This is a genomic window from Variovorax sp. TBS-050B, assembly GCF_029893635.1.
GTDB lineage: Bacteria > Pseudomonadota > Gammaproteobacteria > Burkholderiales > Burkholderiaceae_C > Variovorax.
Genome location: NZ_JARXYR010000002.1, coordinates 696,475 through 712,370, shown reverse-complemented (window position 1 = coordinate 712,370; position 15,896 = coordinate 696,475). Strand labels below are relative to the sequence as shown.

General features: G+C 65.2%; 16 protein-coding genes and 1 tRNA gene. 14 read left to right on the top strand and 3 right to left on the bottom strand.

Annotated elements, in window-relative coordinates; all coding sequences use genetic code 11:
- The first annotated feature begins 45 nt into the window (after positions 1-45).
- Together M2165_RS06345 and M2165_RS06340 are read left to right on the top strand one after the other, a co-directional pair.
- Positions 46-1,206, top strand: coding sequence for a serine hydrolase domain-containing protein (locus tag M2165_RS06345; protein ID WP_348541044.1), 1,161 nt, complete (start codon positions 46-48; stop codon positions 1,204-1,206).
- Between the two features lie 66 nt (positions 1,207-1,272).
- Positions 1,273-1,788, top strand: a complete 516-nt coding sequence (locus tag M2165_RS06340) for a pilin (RefSeq protein WP_280813826.1) — start codon at positions 1,273-1,275, stop codon at positions 1,786-1,788.
- Positions 1,789-1,851: 63 nt separating this feature from the next.
- On the opposite strand, the gene M2165_RS06335 is transcribed toward M2165_RS06340, so the two are convergent.
- Positions 1,852-1,926, bottom strand: a tRNA-Arg gene (locus M2165_RS06335).
- A 60-nt stretch (positions 1,927-1,986) separates the two neighbouring features.
- Complete coding sequence (locus tag M2165_RS06330) at positions 1,987-2,223, bottom strand: hypothetical protein (protein ID WP_280813825.1); 237 nt, start codon at positions 2,221-2,223, stop codon at positions 1,987-1,989.
- 313 nt (positions 2,224-2,536) lie between these two features.
- Here M2165_RS06330 and M2165_RS06325 point away from each other — a divergent pair, with 313 nt between their 5' ends.
- The 4 genes from M2165_RS06325 to M2165_RS06310 all read left to right on the top strand — a co-directional run bounded on the left by M2165_RS06325 (position 2,537) and on the right by M2165_RS06310 (position 6,612).
- A complete protein-coding gene (locus tag M2165_RS06325; RefSeq protein ID WP_280813824.1) occupies positions 2,537-3,562 on the top strand; it encodes a tripartite tricarboxylate transporter substrate-binding protein in 1,026 nt (341 codons plus the stop codon).
- A gap of 125 nt (positions 3,563-3,687) precedes the next feature.
- On the top strand, positions 3,688-4,206 hold the full coding sequence (locus tag M2165_RS06320; protein WP_280813823.1) for a tripartite tricarboxylate transporter TctB family protein: 519 nt from the start codon (positions 3,688-3,690) through the stop codon (positions 4,204-4,206).
- Between the two features lie 27 nt (positions 4,207-4,233).
- Positions 4,234-5,763, top strand: a complete 1,530-nt coding sequence (locus M2165_RS06315) for a tripartite tricarboxylate transporter permease (RefSeq protein WP_280813822.1) — start codon at positions 4,234-4,236, stop codon at positions 5,761-5,763.
- A gap of 12 nt (positions 5,764-5,775) precedes the next feature.
- On the top strand, positions 5,776-6,612 hold the full coding sequence (locus tag M2165_RS06310) for a cytidylate kinase family protein (protein ID WP_280813821.1): 837 nt from the start codon (positions 5,776-5,778) through the stop codon (positions 6,610-6,612).
- Positions 6,613-6,758: 146 nt separating this feature from the next.
- Here M2165_RS06310 and M2165_RS06305 read toward each other — a convergent pair whose 3' ends face one another.
- Positions 6,759-7,367 carry a Crp/Fnr family transcriptional regulator gene (locus M2165_RS06305; RefSeq protein WP_280813820.1) on the bottom strand — a complete coding sequence of 203 codons (609 nt, stop codon included), beginning with the start codon at positions 7,365-7,367 and terminating at the stop codon, positions 6,759-6,761.
- Between the two features lie 156 nt (positions 7,368-7,523).
- Between M2165_RS06305 and oxc the strand changes: the two genes are divergently transcribed.
- The 8 genes from oxc to M2165_RS06265 all read left to right on the top strand — a co-directional run bounded on the left by oxc (position 7,524) and on the right by M2165_RS06265 (position 15,879).
- Positions 7,524-9,347 (top strand): oxalyl-CoA decarboxylase, encoded by a 1,824-nt coding sequence (oxc, locus tag M2165_RS06300; RefSeq protein WP_280813819.1) that lies wholly within the window; start codon positions 7,524-7,526, stop codon positions 9,345-9,347.
- 30 nt (positions 9,348-9,377) lie between these two features.
- Positions 9,378-10,655, top strand: coding sequence for a formyl-CoA transferase (gene frc / locus M2165_RS06295; RefSeq protein WP_280813818.1), 1,278 nt, complete (start codon positions 9,378-9,380; stop codon positions 10,653-10,655).
- A gap of 77 nt (positions 10,656-10,732) precedes the next feature.
- Positions 10,733-11,176, top strand: coding sequence for a PAS domain-containing protein (locus M2165_RS06290; RefSeq protein ID WP_280813817.1), 444 nt, complete (start codon positions 10,733-10,735; stop codon positions 11,174-11,176).
- On the top strand, positions 11,177-12,427 hold the full coding sequence (gene frc / locus M2165_RS06285; RefSeq protein ID WP_280813816.1) for a formyl-CoA transferase: 1,251 nt from the start codon (positions 11,177-11,179) through the stop codon (positions 12,425-12,427).
- Between the two features lie 185 nt (positions 12,428-12,612).
- Positions 12,613-12,996, top strand: a complete 384-nt coding sequence (locus M2165_RS06280) for a hypothetical protein (protein ID WP_280813815.1) — start codon at positions 12,613-12,615, stop codon at positions 12,994-12,996.
- Positions 12,997-13,010: 14 nt separating this feature from the next.
- Positions 13,011-14,174 carry an ADP-forming succinate--CoA ligase subunit beta gene (sucC, locus tag M2165_RS06275; RefSeq protein WP_280813814.1) on the top strand — a complete coding sequence of 388 codons (1,164 nt, stop codon included), beginning with the start codon at positions 13,011-13,013 and terminating at the stop codon, positions 14,172-14,174.
- 10 nt (positions 14,175-14,184) lie between these two features.
- The gene (gene sucD, locus M2165_RS06270; RefSeq protein WP_280813813.1) at positions 14,185-15,042 is read left to right on the top strand and encodes a succinate--CoA ligase subunit alpha; all 858 of its coding nucleotides are present in this window, start codon (positions 14,185-14,187) and stop codon (positions 15,040-15,042) included.
- A 45-nt stretch (positions 15,043-15,087) separates the two neighbouring features.
- Positions 15,088-15,879: a fumarylacetoacetate hydrolase family protein gene (locus M2165_RS06265; RefSeq protein ID WP_280813812.1), complete on the top strand. Its 792-nt coding sequence runs from the start codon at positions 15,088-15,090 to the stop codon at positions 15,877-15,879.
- Positions 15,880-15,896: the final 17 nt, after the last annotated feature.

The following is a 15,896-nucleotide window of genomic DNA, read 5'->3' as shown; positions in this document are numbered from 1 at the left end:
AACAGTCGCAGCAAAAAAGCGCCCGAAAGGGCGTTTTTTTTTTATATGTCTGGAAGAGTTAGACTCGGCCGTGTAGTCATATTGACTCTTGGTGGATTGGCTACCGTTTTTGCATGGCTTCTTTGGGATACAGAGCCCAATATGGCGCGTCGATGGCTGTATCCATTAAAAGGGGAGTTATCTGCGTGGAGTACTGAATGTAATTCAGGAACTCCGAGCTGGGTGTCTCAGCTCACAAAGTCGCTTGCTAGGGAGTTCGCGTCTCCGGCGAATCAAGTCGTCTTTGTCACTGCTGCCGGGGAGTCGCATGGTTGCGTAAGCGGGTGGGCTGATACACCTTTCATGAGCAAAAAGATTGACGAGAATACGCGGTTCCGATTGGCCAGTGTGTCAAAGGCTGTCAGCTTTATTGGGTTGGTTCATCACGACAAAAAATGGTTAGATAGACGGCTTGTTGATGTGCTCGGATTACAAGGGCCTTTTTCTGATCCACGCGTCAAAGACATCCGCATTCGAAATCTGCTTGATCATTCTGCCGGCTTCGACCGAAAATTTACGGAAGATGCCATGGTGATCAGGGATAGACAGCCGTGGTGTCCATACATTCCAAGTAAATTGACAAGTGTGCGCCTAGATTTTGCACCTGGTGCACGCTTTGCGTACGCAAACATCGGCCACTGTTTAGCCGGTTCGGCTTTTGAGGGTTACTTCGGAATGACTGTCTGGGAGGTGTTGGAGAATGACCTCCATCTATTTAGCTACGGTGTGAATTATCTTGAAAAAGTGGACTCTCCAGTTCGGTTTAATTTTATGAACGAAGGGTTTTACGACGAGAATTTTGTGCGCTATTTTGATTGGCATGCTTTGCGTGGATCGATGGGGCTCACTGGCAATGCCAGAGGATTAGCTCAATTCATCTGGAATAACAGGAGCGATTTGAGATTTGCGCGCCAGTTGCACATTCAAGCGGATCCTCGGTGCGAAGCTGGCTTAGCCGAGGGGTGTTACGACGGATTTTTGGAACGACGGAATCTAAAAGATGGAGCGGTGATTTGGAATCAAAAAGGATACTTGTACGGCATGTCCTCAATGCTCGTTGCGGATGAAAAAGATAATATCTTGGTTTGGTTGGGCAGTGGAAGTTCCATTGATGGAGGGGGGGCATACGATTTGGTCCAGGATAGCTTTGCTCGTGCGTCGAAATAGCACTACTCATGCAAGACAGTTAGCAGAGCTGATGCTGTTGCGTAAGATTGCGAAAAATCTGGATTCATGACCATGAAGAAAAAGTGGAGAGCGCATATGGGTTTCACGTTGATCGAGTTGACGATCGTCGTAGCGGTCATCGGCATCTTGGCTGCAGTCGCGATGCTCCAGTACCAAACCTACGTCTACAAGTCTCACGTCCAACGCGTAGTCGCCGAAGCCGGCGGCCTCAAGACCGCGGTGGAACTGTGCGTCCTGAACGGCAGAACAACAGTGGGAAACCCGGCCACGGCCAACTATTGCGACCCGCAAGCCCTAGGCTCCAATCTGCAAGCTACGGGAGGCAATGCCGCACCCACGATCGCGACTCCATGGACTGCCGCCGGCACCGGGGTCCCGCACGTCAGCCTATCGCCTACCGACGTCTCGACCATCGTCGCCACTTTCGGCAATCTCGCCGGCGCGCCGCTCAAGACCGCTCCCGCGGGCACCATCACCTGGACCCGTCAGACCAACGGCAGTTGGTCCTGCCGCGCCGCCAACATCAATCCGAAGTACGCGAGCCCGGCCTGCCCGCTCTAGCCCGCGAAGCGCAAACAAAAAAGCCGTTGACGATGAATGATCGATCAACGGCCATGGAATGGATGGTGCCTTCGACAGGAATCGAACCTGTATCTGAGTCTTAGGAGGACCCCGTTCTATCCATTGAACTACGAAGACGAAAGCAGGGAAAAAGGGCGCCGTCGACTTTACCAGTTCACGACGCGCCAGCGCCGCGAATCAGCGCAGACCGATGCGCGACGCATGCCAGCGCAGCACCGCGGCGCGCTGCGGGTCGGTGGCTTCGATGCGGTCGGCGCGGGTCTGGAGCGCGCGCATTTCCTCCACTTCCTCGATGATCTTGCGCGGGCTCAGCAGCGCGTCGATGAGCACGCCGGCCTCGAGGGCGAGCGCCTTGAGCGCGCCGGCCAAGCCATTGAATGCGCTGGCGCCGGTCGATCGGTCAAGGGTGGGCATAAGAAAACTCCTGAAGGCTGGCATGGTTGAGGGATTCCCGCCATTTTAGGGTTTACCCGAATTCCACCCCGATCAAGGAAAAAAGCGCCGCCGGGCGGCCCGCTGCATGCCCGGCGCAGGCAGTGCGCCGCGGGCGTTTTTCCTGCCCGCCCCGGTGCCCGCGCGTCAAGCGGCGCGGGCTAACCCCAACACGAAATTCTCGGAAAAGTTGACCAGGGTCAAGCAGGCTGCGTTCTTCCAGCGCGCACCATCGGCCCTGTTCGCATCGCAGCTCGGATCCACAAAAAAAGAGCGCACCTTACACAGGAGACAAATGATGAAGAACTTCCTTTCGCGCGTCCGCACCTGCCGGACGAACGTCCTCGCCGCAGCCGTCATGGCGCTCGCGGCGGCCACCCCCGCCGCAGCCTGGGAGCCGACCAAACCGGTGGAGTTCGTGATTCCGGCGGGCACGGGCGGCGGTGCCGACCAGATGGCGCGGCTGCTGCAGGGCATCGTCATCAAGTACAAGCTCATGAAGGAGCCGCTGATCGTCGTCAACAAGTCGGGCGGCGCGGGTGCCGAGGGCTTCCTGGCGGTGAAGGAGGCGAAGGGCGATCCGCACAAGATCATCATCTCGCTGTCGAACCTGTTCACCACGCCGATGGCGACGGGCGTGCCCTTCAACTGGAAGGACATGACGCCGGTGGCGATGATGGCGCTCGACCAGTTCGTGCTGTGGACCAACGCCGAGCAGCCCTACAAGACCGCGAGCGAGTACATCGCGGCGGTGAAGACGGCGGGGCCGAACAAGTTCAAGATGGCCGGCACCGGCTCCAAGCAGGAAGACCAGATCATCACCGTGGCGCTAGAGAAGGCCACGGGCACCAAGTTCATCTACGTGCCGTTCAAGGGCGGCGGCGAGGTGGCGGTGCAGCTCGTGGGCGGCCACGTGCAGTCGACGGTGAACAACCCGATCGAGGCGGTGGCGCAGTGGCGCGCGGGCAAGCTGCGCGCGCTGTGCGTGTTCGACGACCAGCGCATGCCGTTCAAGGCCAAGGTGACCGACACGCAGTCCTGGAACGACGTGCCCACCTGCAAGGAAGCGGGCGTGCCGACCAAGTACACCATGCTGCGCGGCATCTTCATGCCGGCCGGCGTGACGCCGGACCAGCTCGCCTTCTACGTCGACCTGCTGACCAAGATCGCGGCCACGCCCGACTGGAAGGAGTACATGGAGAAGGGCGCCTTCAACCCGACCTTCATGACCGGCGACGCCTTCAGCAAGTGGCTCACCGAAGCCGAGGCCACGCACCGCACGCTCATGAGCGAAGCGGGCTTCCTGGCAAGCAACAAGTAGGCAGCAGTCGCAGTCGAGCGTCGCGCGGCGTTCAGGGCTGAAGCGTCCGCCGTCCCTTCGGGGGCGGGCGGAGCGCCGCGTTCCGGTTCTTTCACGGCACACAGACAACGAACGATGGGGACTCCATGGAGCACGACGAGAATTCCGACGGCCCACGCACGGGCGTAGCCACCAACGTGGTCGAGGCGGTGGTGGCACTGATCCTGCTGGCCGTGGGGCTGGTGGTCATCATCGAGAGCCAGCGGCTCGGTTCCGGCTGGACCAGCGACGGTCCCGGCTCGGGGTACTTCCCGTTCTACATCGGCGTGATCATCGCGATCTCCGGTGCCGGCGTGCTCTACCAGGCACTGCTCGGCAAGGACCGCAACACCGAGGTCTTCGTCGATTCGGTGCAGCTCAAGCGCGTGCTGTCGGTGCTGCTGCCGGCCGTGGTCTACGTGCTGGGCATCTCGCTCCTGGGCCTGTACGTGGCATCGGCGGTGTACATCGCACTGTTCATGGTGCTGCTGGGCAAGTACTCGTGGGTGAAGAGCGTGATCGCCGCGCTGGCGGTGAACACGCTCTTCTTCTTCATGTTCGAGGTGTGGTTCAAGGTGCCGCTGTTCAAGGGCGCGCTCGATCCTCTCCGCTTTCTCGGCTACTGAATCTGAACCTCACGGAGCACAAGCGAAATGGATGAAATCAGTGCCCTGGTCCAGGGCTTCTCGGTGATCCTCACACCCATGAACATCGGGCTGATGTTCGTGGGCATCATCCTGGGCGTGCTGATCGGCGTGCTGCCCGGGCTGGGCGGTGCCAACGGCGTGGCCATCCTGCTGCCGCTCACCTTCACGATGTCGCCCACCTCGGCGATCATCATGCTGTCGTGCATCTACTGGGGCGCGTTGTTCGGCGGGGCCATCACCTCGATCCTGTTCAACATTCCCGGCGAGCCATGGTCGGTGGCCACCACCTTCGACGGCTACCCGATGGCGCAGAACGGCAATGCCGGAGCCGCGCTGACGACGGCCTTCACCTCGTCGTTCATCGGCGCGCTGCTGGCGGTGATCATGATCACCTTCCTCGCGCCACTGGTGGCCAAGTTCGCGCTCAAGTTCGGCTCGCCCGAGTTCTTCGCGGTGTACCTGCTGACCTTCTGCAGCTTCGTGGGCATGGGCAAGGGCTCGCCGTTCAAGATCCTGGGCTCGATGGCGCTCGGCTTCGCGCTCGCCAGCGTGGGCATGGACACGGTCACCGGCCAGTTGCGGCTCACCTTCGGCCAGGCCGAGCTGATGCGCGGCTTCGACTTCCTGATCGCGGTCATCGGCCTGTTCGGCATCGGCGAGATCCTGCTGTCGATGGAAGAGGGCCTGAAGTTCTCGGGCAAGAGCGCGAAGATCGACCCGAAGATCGTGCTGCAGACCTGGAAGCAGCTGCCGCAGTACTGGGTCACGTCGCTGCGCAGCTCGCTGATCGGCATCTGGATGGGCATCACGCCGGGCGGCGCCACGCCGGCCTCGTTCATGGCCTACGGCCTCGCGAAGAAGATGTCGAAGCGCGGCTCGAAGTTCGGCACCGGCGAGGCCGAAGGCGTGGTGGCGCCCGAGACCGCCGCGCACGCGGCCGGCACCAGCGCGCTGCTGCCGATGCTGGCGCTCGGCATCCCGGGCTCGCCGACCGCGGCGGTGCTGCTCGGCGGCCTGCTGATCTGGGGCCTGCAGCCCGGACCGCTGCTGTTCGTCGAGCAGAAGGACTTCGTCTGGGGCCTGATCGCGAGCATGTACCTCGGCAACATCGTGGGCCTGATCGTGGTGCTGAGCACGGTGCCGCTGTTCGCCTCGATCCTGCGCATTCCGTTCTCGATCATCGCGCCGGTGATCATCGTGATCTGCGCCATCGGCGCCTACACGGTGCACAACGCGATGCTCGACATCTGGTTCATGCTGGGCTTCGGCGTGGTCGGCTACCTGTTCAAGAAGCTCGACTATCCGCTGGCGCCGCTGGTGCTGGCGCTGGTGCTCGGCGACAAGGCCGAGGACTCGTTCCGCCAGGCCATGCTGGTGTCGCAGGGCGACGTGATGATCATGTTCTCGAACCCGCTGGTCGGCGGCATCACCACGCTGGCGCTCGTGCTGCTGTTCTGGCCGCTGATCTCCAAGGTGCTGGCGATCGTCAAGCCGAAGAAGCAGGACGAGTTCGCCGTCGAACGTCCGGTGGATTGAAGGAGAGCCGCCATGCCAGTGATCGCACTCACCCAGGAGATGGGTTCCCTCGCCAAGGACGTGTCCATGCGGCTCGCCGAGACGATGGGGCTCGAGATCATGCGCCACGAGGCCATCGAGCGCGTGGCCGACCGGATGCAGGTCTCGACCAGCCTGATCGGCCGCCTGCGCGACGGCAAGGCCGGCTTCGTCGAGCGGCTGCGGGCCGACCGCCGCAGCCTCGCGCTCTACACCGCCGAAGAGCTCTTCGCGCTGGCCGACCGCGGCAACGTGGTGCTGCGCGGCTGGGGCGCGACCTGCCTGCTGCGGCCGGTGCCGCACGTGGTGTGCGTGCGCATCACGCGTTCGATGAAGAAGCGCGTCGAATGGCTGATGGCGCACCTGGAGACCGACGACGCCGAGTTCGCCGAATCCGAGATCCGGCGCAGCGACGAGGCGCACGCCACGCGCATGCACGCCCAGTTCGGCGTGACCTGGGGCGACCCGGTGCTCTACGACCTGGTGCTCAACACCGACCGCCTCTCGATCGACAGCTGCGTGGCGCAGATCCGCACGCTGACCGAGCGGCCGGAGTTCGCCGAAACGCCGGCCTCGCGCGCACTGCTCGCCAACATGGCGCTCGCGGCCCGCGTGAAGGCGGCGCTCAAGGACGAGGAGGCGACCACCGACATCCGCGTGACCGTCGAAGCCGAGCAGGGCCGGGTGACGCTGCGCGGCATCGTGCTCGACGCCGAGGAACGCACGCTGACGCAGGACGTGGCGGCCCGCGTGGACGGCGTCAAGGGCATCGACAACCAATTGCGGCTGATGACCAGCTCGCGCCGCTTCGCGTCGGCAAAACAGACCTGAAGAAAGCGGACAGCCGAACGCAGAAGTCGCAAAGGTTTCGCAGAAGTCGCAAAAGAAAACCTTGAGAAACCTTCCCGGTTTCTTCTGCGACTTCTGCGTAGCTTTTGTCTTGCTTCTGCGTTCGGATGTCCGCTCCCGCTCCCGCTTTAGATCTTGCCTCGCTTGCGCAACCGGCTCAGGGTTTCCGCGGAGAGGTTGAGGTAGGAGGCCAACTCCTTGCTCGGGATGCGGTCCTCCAGCTCCGGATGCTTGCGCATGAAGCGGTGCACGCGCCCCGGCGCGTCGAGCAGGTGCAGCGTGATGGTGTGCGCCATGATTTCGCTCATGCCGCGCATCACGCAGTACTCGAACAGCTCCTTGGTCTCGGTGTGGCGGTTCAGGAACGCGATCCATTCCTTCAGCGGCAGGCTCGCCACCCGCGCCTTGGTGACGCAGACGATGCCGTAGGGCGTGGGCGTGCCCAGGCGCAGCGCCGCGTAGCTCGTCTCCATGTCGTTGGCATCGGCGAAGCGCAGGATCATTTCCTTGCCCTCCGGGTTGCTCACCACCCGCTTGAGGATGCCGTCGAGGATGAAGTACTGCTCCATCTCGCGCACGCCCTGGTGCAGCAGGAAGTCGCCCTTGTTGCCGTCCACGATGACGAGATGGGTTTCCAGCTCGGCGCGCTCGTTCTCGCTCAGGTCCTTGAGCAGGATGTTCTGCCGGAGCTGCGCGCGAATGATGTTCTTTTCCGGGTGGTTTTCCAACAAGGTCATGGGTCCCGTCTTGCTCGACATCGCAACAACAACTTCTGGGTGGTCTGGCCGGTGCCGTTTTCCGGAAAGTTGACCGAGGTCAACGCTCGAAAGCATGCCCCCGAATCATAGTCCCGGCTCGGGCCTCGGCCATTCACCCAAGCAAGAAGGAGAGACATGTCTTCAGTAAGAACGGACAAAGAGGCATCCACGACCCTGGAGGACGCCCTCAAGCCCAAGACCCGGGCCGCCGATGGCGATGCGGTCGTGCGCGCGCTCAAGCAGCCCGGCGAGGAACAACAGGAGGCGGAAACCACCGACGGCTTCCACCTGGTCATCGATGCGCTGAAGCTGAACGACATCGACACCATCTTCGGCCTGCCGGGCATTCCCATCACCGACCTGACGCGCATGGCGCAGGCCGAGGGCATGCGCGTGATCTCGTTCCGCCACGAGCAGCATGCGGGCAACGCGGCCGCCGCGGCCGGCTTCCTCACGCAGAAGCCCGGCATCTGCCTCACGGTGTCGGCGCCCGGCTTCCTCAACGGCCTGACGGCGCTCGCCAACGCGACCACCAACTGCTTCCCGATGATCCTCATCAGCGGCTCCAGCGAGCGCGAGATCGTCGACCTGCAGCAGGGCGACTACGAGGAGATGGACCAGCTGGCCATCGCCAAGCCGTTGTGCAAGGCGGCCTTCCGCGTGCTGCATGCCGAGGACATCGGCGTGGGCATTGCGCGCGCCATCCGCTCCGCGCTCTCGGGCCGTCCGGGCGGCGTGTACCTCGACCTGCCGGCCAAGCTGTTCGCGCAGACCATGGATGCGGCCAAGGGCCGGGCCTCGCTGATCAAGGTGATCGACCCCGCGCCGCGCCAGATTCCCGCACCCGATGCGGTCCAGCGCGCGCTCGACCTGCTCAAGGGCGCGAAGAAGCCGCTGATCCTGCTCGGCAAGGGCGCCGCCTACGCACAGGCCGATGCCGACATCCGCGCGCTGGTCGAGAAGACCGGCATTCCCTACCTGCCGATGTCCATGGCCAAGGGCCTGCTGCCCGACACCCATGCGCAGTCGGCCGCCGCCGCGCGCTCCTACGTGCTGCAGGAGGCCGACGTGGTGCTGCTGATCGGTGCGCGCCTCAACTGGCTGCTCTCGCACGGCAAGGGCAAGACCTGGGGCCAGGAGAAGGGCGCCAAGAAGTTCATCCAGATCGACATCGCGCCGACCGAGATCGACAGCAACGTCGCCATCGCCGCGCCGGTGATCGGCGACATCGGCTCCTGCGTCGCGGCGCTGCTCGCGGGCATCGACGCCAAGTGGGCCAAGCCGCCGGCCGAATGGACCGGCGCGATCGCCGAGCGCAAGGACAAGAACCTGTCGAAGATGGCCGCCACGCTGGCCGAGCGGCCCTCGCCGATGAACTTCCACAGCGCGCTCAGCGTGATCCGCGAGCAGGTGAAGGCGCGGCCCGATGCGATCGTGGTGAACGAGGGCGCCAACACGCTCGACTTCGCGCGCAGCATCGTCGACATGTACGAGCCGCGCAAGCGCCTCGACGTGGGCACCTGGGGGATCATGGGCATCGGCATGGGCTTCGCCGTCGCCGCCGCCGTGGTCACCGACAAGCCGGTCATCGCCATCGAGGGCGACAGCGCCTTCGGCTTCAGCGGCATGGAGGTGGAGACCATCTGCCGCTACAACCTGCCGGTCTGCGTGATCGTGTTCAACAACAACGGCGTCTACCGCGGCACCGACGTGAACGCGAGCGGCACGCCCGACGTGGCGCCCACCGTGTTCGTGAAGAACGCGCGCTACGACAAGCTGATGGAAGCCTTCGGCGGCGTGGGCGTCAACGCCACCACCGCGGACGAGCTGCAGAAGGCCCTCGCCGAAGCGGTGGCTTCGCGCCGCCCCACGCTCATCAATGCCGTGATCGACGAGACCGCGGGCACCGAGAGCGGCCGCATCACCAGTCTCAACCCGGCCACGGCCAAGAAGAAGTAATCCGTCCATTCATCCAAGGAGATACGCAGCATGAGCAGCAACAACAAACCCCTCGCCGGCATCAAGATCATCGACTTCACCCACGTGCAGGCCGGTCCCGCATGCACGCAGCTGCTGGCCTGGTTCGGCGCCGACGTGATCAAGGTCGAGCGCCCGGGCGCCGGCGACGTCACCCGCAGCCAGCTGCGCGACATTCCCGATGTGGACGCGCTCTACTTCACCATGCTCAACAGCAACAAGCGCTCGATCACGCTCGACACCAAGAAGCCCGAGGGCAAGGCTGTGCTCGAGAAGCTGGTGCGCGAGTCCGACGTGCTGGTGGAGAACTTCGGCCCCGGCGCGCTCGACCGCATGGGCTTCTCGTGGGAGCGCATCCAGGAGCTCAACCCGAAGCTGATCCACGCCTCGGTCAAGGGCTTCAGCGAAGGCCATCACTACGAGGACCTGAAGGTGTACGAGAACGTGGCGCAGTGCGCCGGCGGCGCGGCCTCCACCACCGGCTGGTGGAAGGGCGAGAACTCGGTGCCGACGATCTCGGCGGCCGCGCTCGGCGACTCCAACACCGGCATGCACCTGGCGATCGGCATCCTGACCGCCATCATCGGCCGCCAGCAGACCGGCAAGGGCCAGAAGGTGGCCTGCTCGATGCAGGACGCGGTGCTCAACCTGTGCCGCGTGAAGATGCGCGACCAGCAGCGCCTGGACAAGGTCGGCTACCTCGAGGAGTACCCGCAGTACCCGCACGAGATGGACGCCTTCAAGGACAAGGTGGTGCCGCGCGGCGGCAATGCCGGCGGCGGCGGCCAGCCGGGCTGGATCCTGAAGTGCAAGGGCTGGGAGACCGACCCCAACGCCTACATCTACTTCACGGTGCAGGGCCATGCCTGGGATCCGATCTGCGACGCGCTCGGCAAACCGGAGTGGAAGACCGACCCCGACTACATGACCGCCAAGGCCCGTCAGCCGCACATCGAGCAGATCTTCGCCACCATCGAGGACTTCATCAAGGACAAGACCAAGTTCGAGGCGGTCGACATCTTCCGCAAGTACGACATCCCCTGCGCCCCGGTGCTGTCGATGAAGGAACTGCTGCACGACGAGTCGCTGCGCAAGAGCGGCTCCATCGTCGAAGTGCCGCACAAGGAGCGCGGCAGCTACTGGACCATCGGCAGCCCGATCAAGTTCTCGGACCTGAAGCCCGAGGTGACCGCCTCGCCGCTTTTGGGCGAGCACACCGACGAGGTGCTGGCCGAGCTGGGCTACAGCAAGGAACAGATCGCCGCGCTGCATGAAGGCAAGGTGATCTGAGCCCGCGCCGCGGCCCCGCGCGAGCGGGTCCGCGGCCGGCAGCGAACGTGTTTTCCAGGATAAGCGGGGATCTGAGCTTGGCTTCTTCGAACATCGACTTCGAGCAACTGGTGCGCGGCGCCGGCGATGCGGTCATCGTCTGCGACGCCGAAGGCGCCATCGTGCTCTGGAACAAGGCGTCCGAGCGCATCTTCGGCTTCACGGAAGCCGATGCGCTGGGCAAGTCGCTCGACCTGATCATCCCCGAGCGCCAGCGCCAGCGGCACTGGGACGGCTACAACAAGACCATGGAGACGGGCGTCACGCGCTACGGCGCCGACCTGCTCAAGGTGCCCGCGCTGCACAAGGACGGCCGCACCCTCTCGATCGCCTTCACCGTGTCGCTGCTGCTCGGCGACGGCGGCCAGGTGACCGGCATCGTCGCCATCGTGCGCGACGAGAGCGCGCGCTTCGCCGAGGATCGCAAGCTGCGCGCGCGTCTGGTAGAACTCGAGGCCAAGACCAAGACTGGAGACAACTGAATGGGCAGCAAGGCACTTGAGGGCGTCCGCATCCTCGATTTCACCCACGTCCAGTCCGGGCCCACCTGCACCCAGCTGCTGGCGTGGTTCGGCGCCGACGTCATCAAGGTGGAGCGCGCCGGCGAAGGCGACGCCACCCGCGCCCAGCTGCGCGACATTCCCGGCGTGGACAGCCTCTACTTCACGATGCTGAACCACAACAAGCGCTCGATCACGCTCGACACCAAGAAGCCCAAGGGCAAGAAGGTGCTCGACGAGCTGATCCGCACCTGCGACGTGCTGGTCGAGAACTTCGCGCCCGGCGCGCTCGACCGCATGGGCATCACCTGGGCGCACATCCAGGAGATCAACCCGCGCATGATCGTCGCTTCGGTCAAGGGCTTCGGCCCGGGCAAGTACGAGCACTGCAAGGTGTACGAGAACGTCGCCCAGTGCGCGGGCGGCGCGGCCTCGACGACCGGCTTCGAGGACGGTCCGCCGGTGGTCAGCGGCGCGCAGATCGGCGACAGCGGCACCGGCCTGCACCTCGCGCTCGGCATCGTCGCCGCGCTCTACCAGCGCACCCACAGCGGCCGCGGCCAGAAGGTGCTCGCGCCGATGCAGGACGCGGTGCTCAATCTCTGCCGCGTGAAGATGCGCGACCAGCAGCGGCTGGAACGCACCGGCACCATGCATGAATACCCGCAGTACCCCGACGGCAAGTTCGGCGACGCGGTGCCGCGCGCGGGCAATGCCTCGGGCGGCGGCCAGCCGGGCTCCATCCTGCGCTGCAAGGGCTGGGAGACCGATCCCAACGCCTACATCTACTTCATCACGCAGGCGGCCGTGTGGCCCGCGGTGTGCAAGGTGATCGGCGAGGAGGGCTGGATCACCGACGAGGCCTATGCCACCCCGGCCGCGCGCCTGCTGCACCTGAAGCCGATCTTCGCGCGCATCGAGCAATGGACCATGACCAAGGACAAGTTCGAGGCCATGGACATCCTCAACCAGTACGACATTCCGTGCGGGCCGATCCTGTCGATGAAGGAGATCGCCGCCGATCCGTCGCTGCGCGAGAGCGGCACGCTGGTCGAGGTCGACCATCCCACGCGCGGCAGGTACCTGACGGTGGGCAACCCGATCAAGATGTCCGACAGCCCCACCGAGGTCACGCGCTCGCCGCTGCTCGGCGAGCACACCGAGGAGGTGCTGGCGCAGCTCGGCTACACCGCCGGCGACATCGAGGCGCTGCGCGCCGAACACGTCATCTGAGCCCGCGCGCGCCCGGCTCGCACCGGGCGCCGCGCGGTCAGCGCGAAAAAAGAGGAAGGGGCCGCCTGCAGAAAGGAAACGATCTGCAATGGGTAATTGCGGCCGATCACATATAACTCATCGCAAATGCACTCAATAAAATAGTTTAACTATTATTTATCGATCATCGAATCTACATTTTGATCATGCCGACCCGCCAACCATTTGTCGCCCGGCATTCAATTTCTAGGAGAAATTTCATGATCGATGAATTGCCTATTCAATACTGGAACAGCGAAACCGAACGCAATGCCTACAACGCGGCGTTCTACGAGCTCGGATTCCGCTGGCACTGGGACCGCGAGATCTATTGCGAACTCCTGCGCCACAGCCAGGACGGCGTCGAGCGCGTCTGCAATTACCTGAATACGCACCAGCCGCACCTGCTGCGCGCCTACGACGCCAAATTCCTGGCCGAGGTGATCGAGCAGAAAAAAGAAGAGCACCAGAAGCGCGAATTGGAAGTCGGCGCCATCCGGGGCCGCTATTTCAACTGGGCCGAAAGCCGCGGGGCCGAACTCGGCGCCTGAAAAAAAAGCCGCCAATGCACATCCACGAGCACCAGGGCAAGGAGGTATTGCGCAAATACGGCGTGCCCGTGCCGCGTGGCCATGCCTGCTTCTCGCCCGACGAGGCGGTCGAGGCCGCCGCGCGGCTCGGCGGGCGGGCCTGGGTGGTGAAGGCGCAGATCCATGCCGGCGGCAAGGGCCAGGCCGGCGGCGTGCGGCGCGCATGGTCGGCGGCCGAGGTGCGGCGCCATGCTGGCGAGCTGCTCGGCACCACGCTGCGCACACCGCAGACCGGCCCCGCCGGCCGCGTGGTGCGGCGGCTGCTGGTCGAGGAGAGCGTCGAGGTCGAGCAGGCGTTCTACCTCGGCATGGCGGTCGACCGCGACGCGCGCCGCGTGGCGCTCACCGCATCGGGCGCAGGCGCCGGGCGCGCACCGCAGAAGCTCCACCGGCTGCTGGTCGATCCCGCGGCCGGCGTGCGGGCCGCCGAGGCCGACGGCATCGCGCGCGACATCGGCTTCTCGGGCCGGCAGCTGCCGCAGGTGCGCACGCTGGTGCAGAACCTCTACCAGGCCTTCGATGCCTGCGATGCCGCGCGGGCCGAGATCGATCCGCTGGTGCTCACGCGCGACGGCCGCATCCTCGCGCTCGGCGCCAGCTTCGACTTCGATCCGAGCGCGCTCTTCCGCCAGCCCGAGATCGCCGCGATGCGCGATCCGCACGAGGAAGACCCGGCCGAGGCCGAGGCATGGCGCGCCGGCTTCTCGTACACCCCCTTCGGCGGCGAGATCGGCTGCCTCGTCAACGGCGCCGGCCTGGCCCGGGCGACGACCGACGCGATCCGGCTCCATGGCGGCGTGCCCGCGCACGTGCTCGACGTGGGCGGCGGCGCCACGGCCGAGCAGGTGGCCGAGGCCTTCCGGCTGGTGCTGCGCCACCCGCGGCTGCGCGCGGTGCTGGTCAACGTCTTCGGCGGCCTGCTGAAGTGCGACGTCGCGGCGCGCGGGCTGATCGCCGCGGCGCGCGAGGCCGCGCTCTCCGTGCCGCTGGTGGTGCGCATGAAGGGCACCAACGAAACGCTGGGCCGGACCCTGCTCGGGCAGTCGGGCCTGGCGATCATCCACGCGGACCAGATCGACGAGGCCGCGGGCTTCGCCGTCGCGTCCGCGCTCTCCACGCCCCGGCCGGGCGCGCACTGAGGAGCCTGCCATGTCGATCCTCGTCAACAAGCACACCCGCGTGATCACGCAGGGCATCACCGGCAAGGCCGGCCAGTTCCACACCGCGATGTGCCGCGACTACGGCAACGGGCGCAAGTGCTTCGTCGCGGGCGTCAACCCGCGCAAGGCCGGCAAGTCCTTCGACGGCATTCCGGTGTTCGGCACCGTCGCCGAGGCCAGGGCCGAGACCGGCGCGACCGTGTCGGTCATCTACGTGCCGCCGCCCTTCGCGGCCGCGGCGATCGACGAGGCGGTGGACGCGGGCCTGGAGCTCGTGGTCTGCATCACCCAGGGCATTCCGGTGCGCGACATGATCCGCACGCGGGAACGCATGGCGGGCCGCCGCACGCTGCTGCTCGGCCCCAACGGCCCGGGGCTGATCACGCCCGACGAGATCAAGATCGGCATCATGCCCGGCCACGTGTTCCAGCGCGGCCGCATCGGCGTGGTCTCGCGCTCCGGCACGCTCGCCTACGAGGTCGCGAGCCAGCTCGGGCGCTTCGGCATCGGCCAATCGACGGTGGTGGGCGTCGGCGGCGACGCGATCGGCGGGCTGGGCTGCATCGACGTGATGAAGATGTTCAACGACGACCCGCGCACCGACGCCGTGATCATGGTCGGCGACACCGGCGGCAGCGACGAGGAAAGCTGCGCCCAGTGGATCTGCGAGCACATGCAGAAGCCCGTGGTCGGCTTCGTCGCGGGCGCGGTGCCGGGCGGCGGCGAGGGCGCGCGGCAGACGCTCGCCGTCATGAAGGCCTGCGGCCTGCACGTGACCGAGAACCCGGCCGAGATCGGCGAGCTGCTGGCCTCGCTGGTCGCGCCCGACTACCTGCCCTTCGACTGAACCGGGCAGCCCACCCATCCCACAGAACCGCCAAGGAGGCACGGCATGCAGCCACAGCAACAACAACAGCGCCAGCGATGGGTCCGCTTCGAGCACGGCGGCGAGACGGGCTTCGGCACGCTCGGCGACGACGACACGGTGCACGAGCACCGCGGCAACATGTTCGAGCACCCCGAGCCCACGGGCCGCGTGTTCCTGCGATCGGGCGTGCGGCTGCTCACGCCCACCGAGCCGACCAAGGTCATCGCGCTGTGGAACAACTTCCATGCGCTCGGCGAGAAGCTCAAGCTCGCGGTGCCGGCGGAGCCGCTCTATCTGCTCAAGGCGCCCAACAGCTACCTCGCGCACGGCGAACCGATCCGCAAGCCGCTGTGCGAAGGCAAGGTGGTGTTCGAGGGCGAGCTCGGCATCGTCATCGGCAGGACCTGCACCGCGGTCGCCGAGTCCGAGGCGCTCGCCCATGTGTTCGGCTACACCTGCGCCAACGACGTGACGGTGGCCGACATCCTGAATCGCGATGCCTCCTTCGCGCAGTGGGTGCGCGCCAAGGGCTTCGACACCTTCTGCCCGATGGGCCCGGTGGTGGCCACGGGGCTCGACCCCGCCACGCTCGTGGTGCGCACCATCCTCAACGGCGAGGAACGCCAGAACTATCCGATCAGCGACATGCGCTTCGCGGTGCAGCAGCTGGTCAGCCTGATCTCGCAGGACATGACCCTGCACCCGGGCGACGTGATCCTGTGCGGCACGTCGGTGGGCGTCGGCTCGATGAAGCCCGGCAGCCTGGTCGAGGTGGAGATCGAGGGCATCGGCCGGCTCGGCAACCGCTTCGGCTGAGCCCGCGCGGCCAAAGA

Coding starts and splice junctions, on each gene's coding strand:
- M2165_RS06330 (WP_280813825.1), bottom strand. CDS start 2,223: ATGCCCACCCTTGACCGATCGACCGGCGCCAGCGCATTCAATGGCTTG.
- sucD (WP_280813813.1), top strand. CDS start 14,185: ATGTCGATCCTCGTCAACAAGCACACCCGCGTGATCACGCAGGGCATC.
- M2165_RS06280 (WP_280813815.1), top strand. CDS start 12,613: ATGCCGACCCGCCAACCATTTGTCGCCCGGCATTCAATTTCTAGGAGA.
- M2165_RS06345 (WP_348541044.1), top strand. CDS start 46: ATGTCTGGAAGAGTTAGACTCGGCCGTGTAGTCATATTGACTCTTGGT.
- oxc (WP_280813819.1), top strand. CDS start 7,524: ATGTCTTCAGTAAGAACGGACAAAGAGGCATCCACGACCCTGGAGGAC.
- M2165_RS06310 (WP_280813821.1), top strand. CDS start 5,776: ATGCCAGTGATCGCACTCACCCAGGAGATGGGTTCCCTCGCCAAGGAC.
- M2165_RS06320 (WP_280813823.1), top strand. CDS start 3,688: ATGGAGCACGACGAGAATTCCGACGGCCCACGCACGGGCGTAGCCACC.
- M2165_RS06325 (WP_280813824.1), top strand. CDS start 2,537: ATGATGAAGAACTTCCTTTCGCGCGTCCGCACCTGCCGGACGAACGTC.
- M2165_RS06315 (WP_280813822.1), top strand. CDS start 4,234: ATGGATGAAATCAGTGCCCTGGTCCAGGGCTTCTCGGTGATCCTCACA.
- frc (WP_280813816.1), top strand. CDS start 11,177: ATGGGCAGCAAGGCACTTGAGGGCGTCCGCATCCTCGATTTCACCCAC.
- M2165_RS06265 (WP_280813812.1), top strand. CDS start 15,088: ATGCAGCCACAGCAACAACAACAGCGCCAGCGATGGGTCCGCTTCGAG.
- M2165_RS06305 (WP_280813820.1), bottom strand. CDS start 7,367: ATGACCTTGTTGGAAAACCACCCGGAAAAGAACATCATTCGCGCGCAG.
- M2165_RS06340 (WP_280813826.1), top strand. CDS start 1,273: ATGACCATGAAGAAAAAGTGGAGAGCGCATATGGGTTTCACGTTGATC.
- sucC (WP_280813814.1), top strand. CDS start 13,011: ATGCACATCCACGAGCACCAGGGCAAGGAGGTATTGCGCAAATACGGC.
- frc (WP_280813818.1), top strand. CDS start 9,378: ATGAGCAGCAACAACAAACCCCTCGCCGGCATCAAGATCATCGACTTC.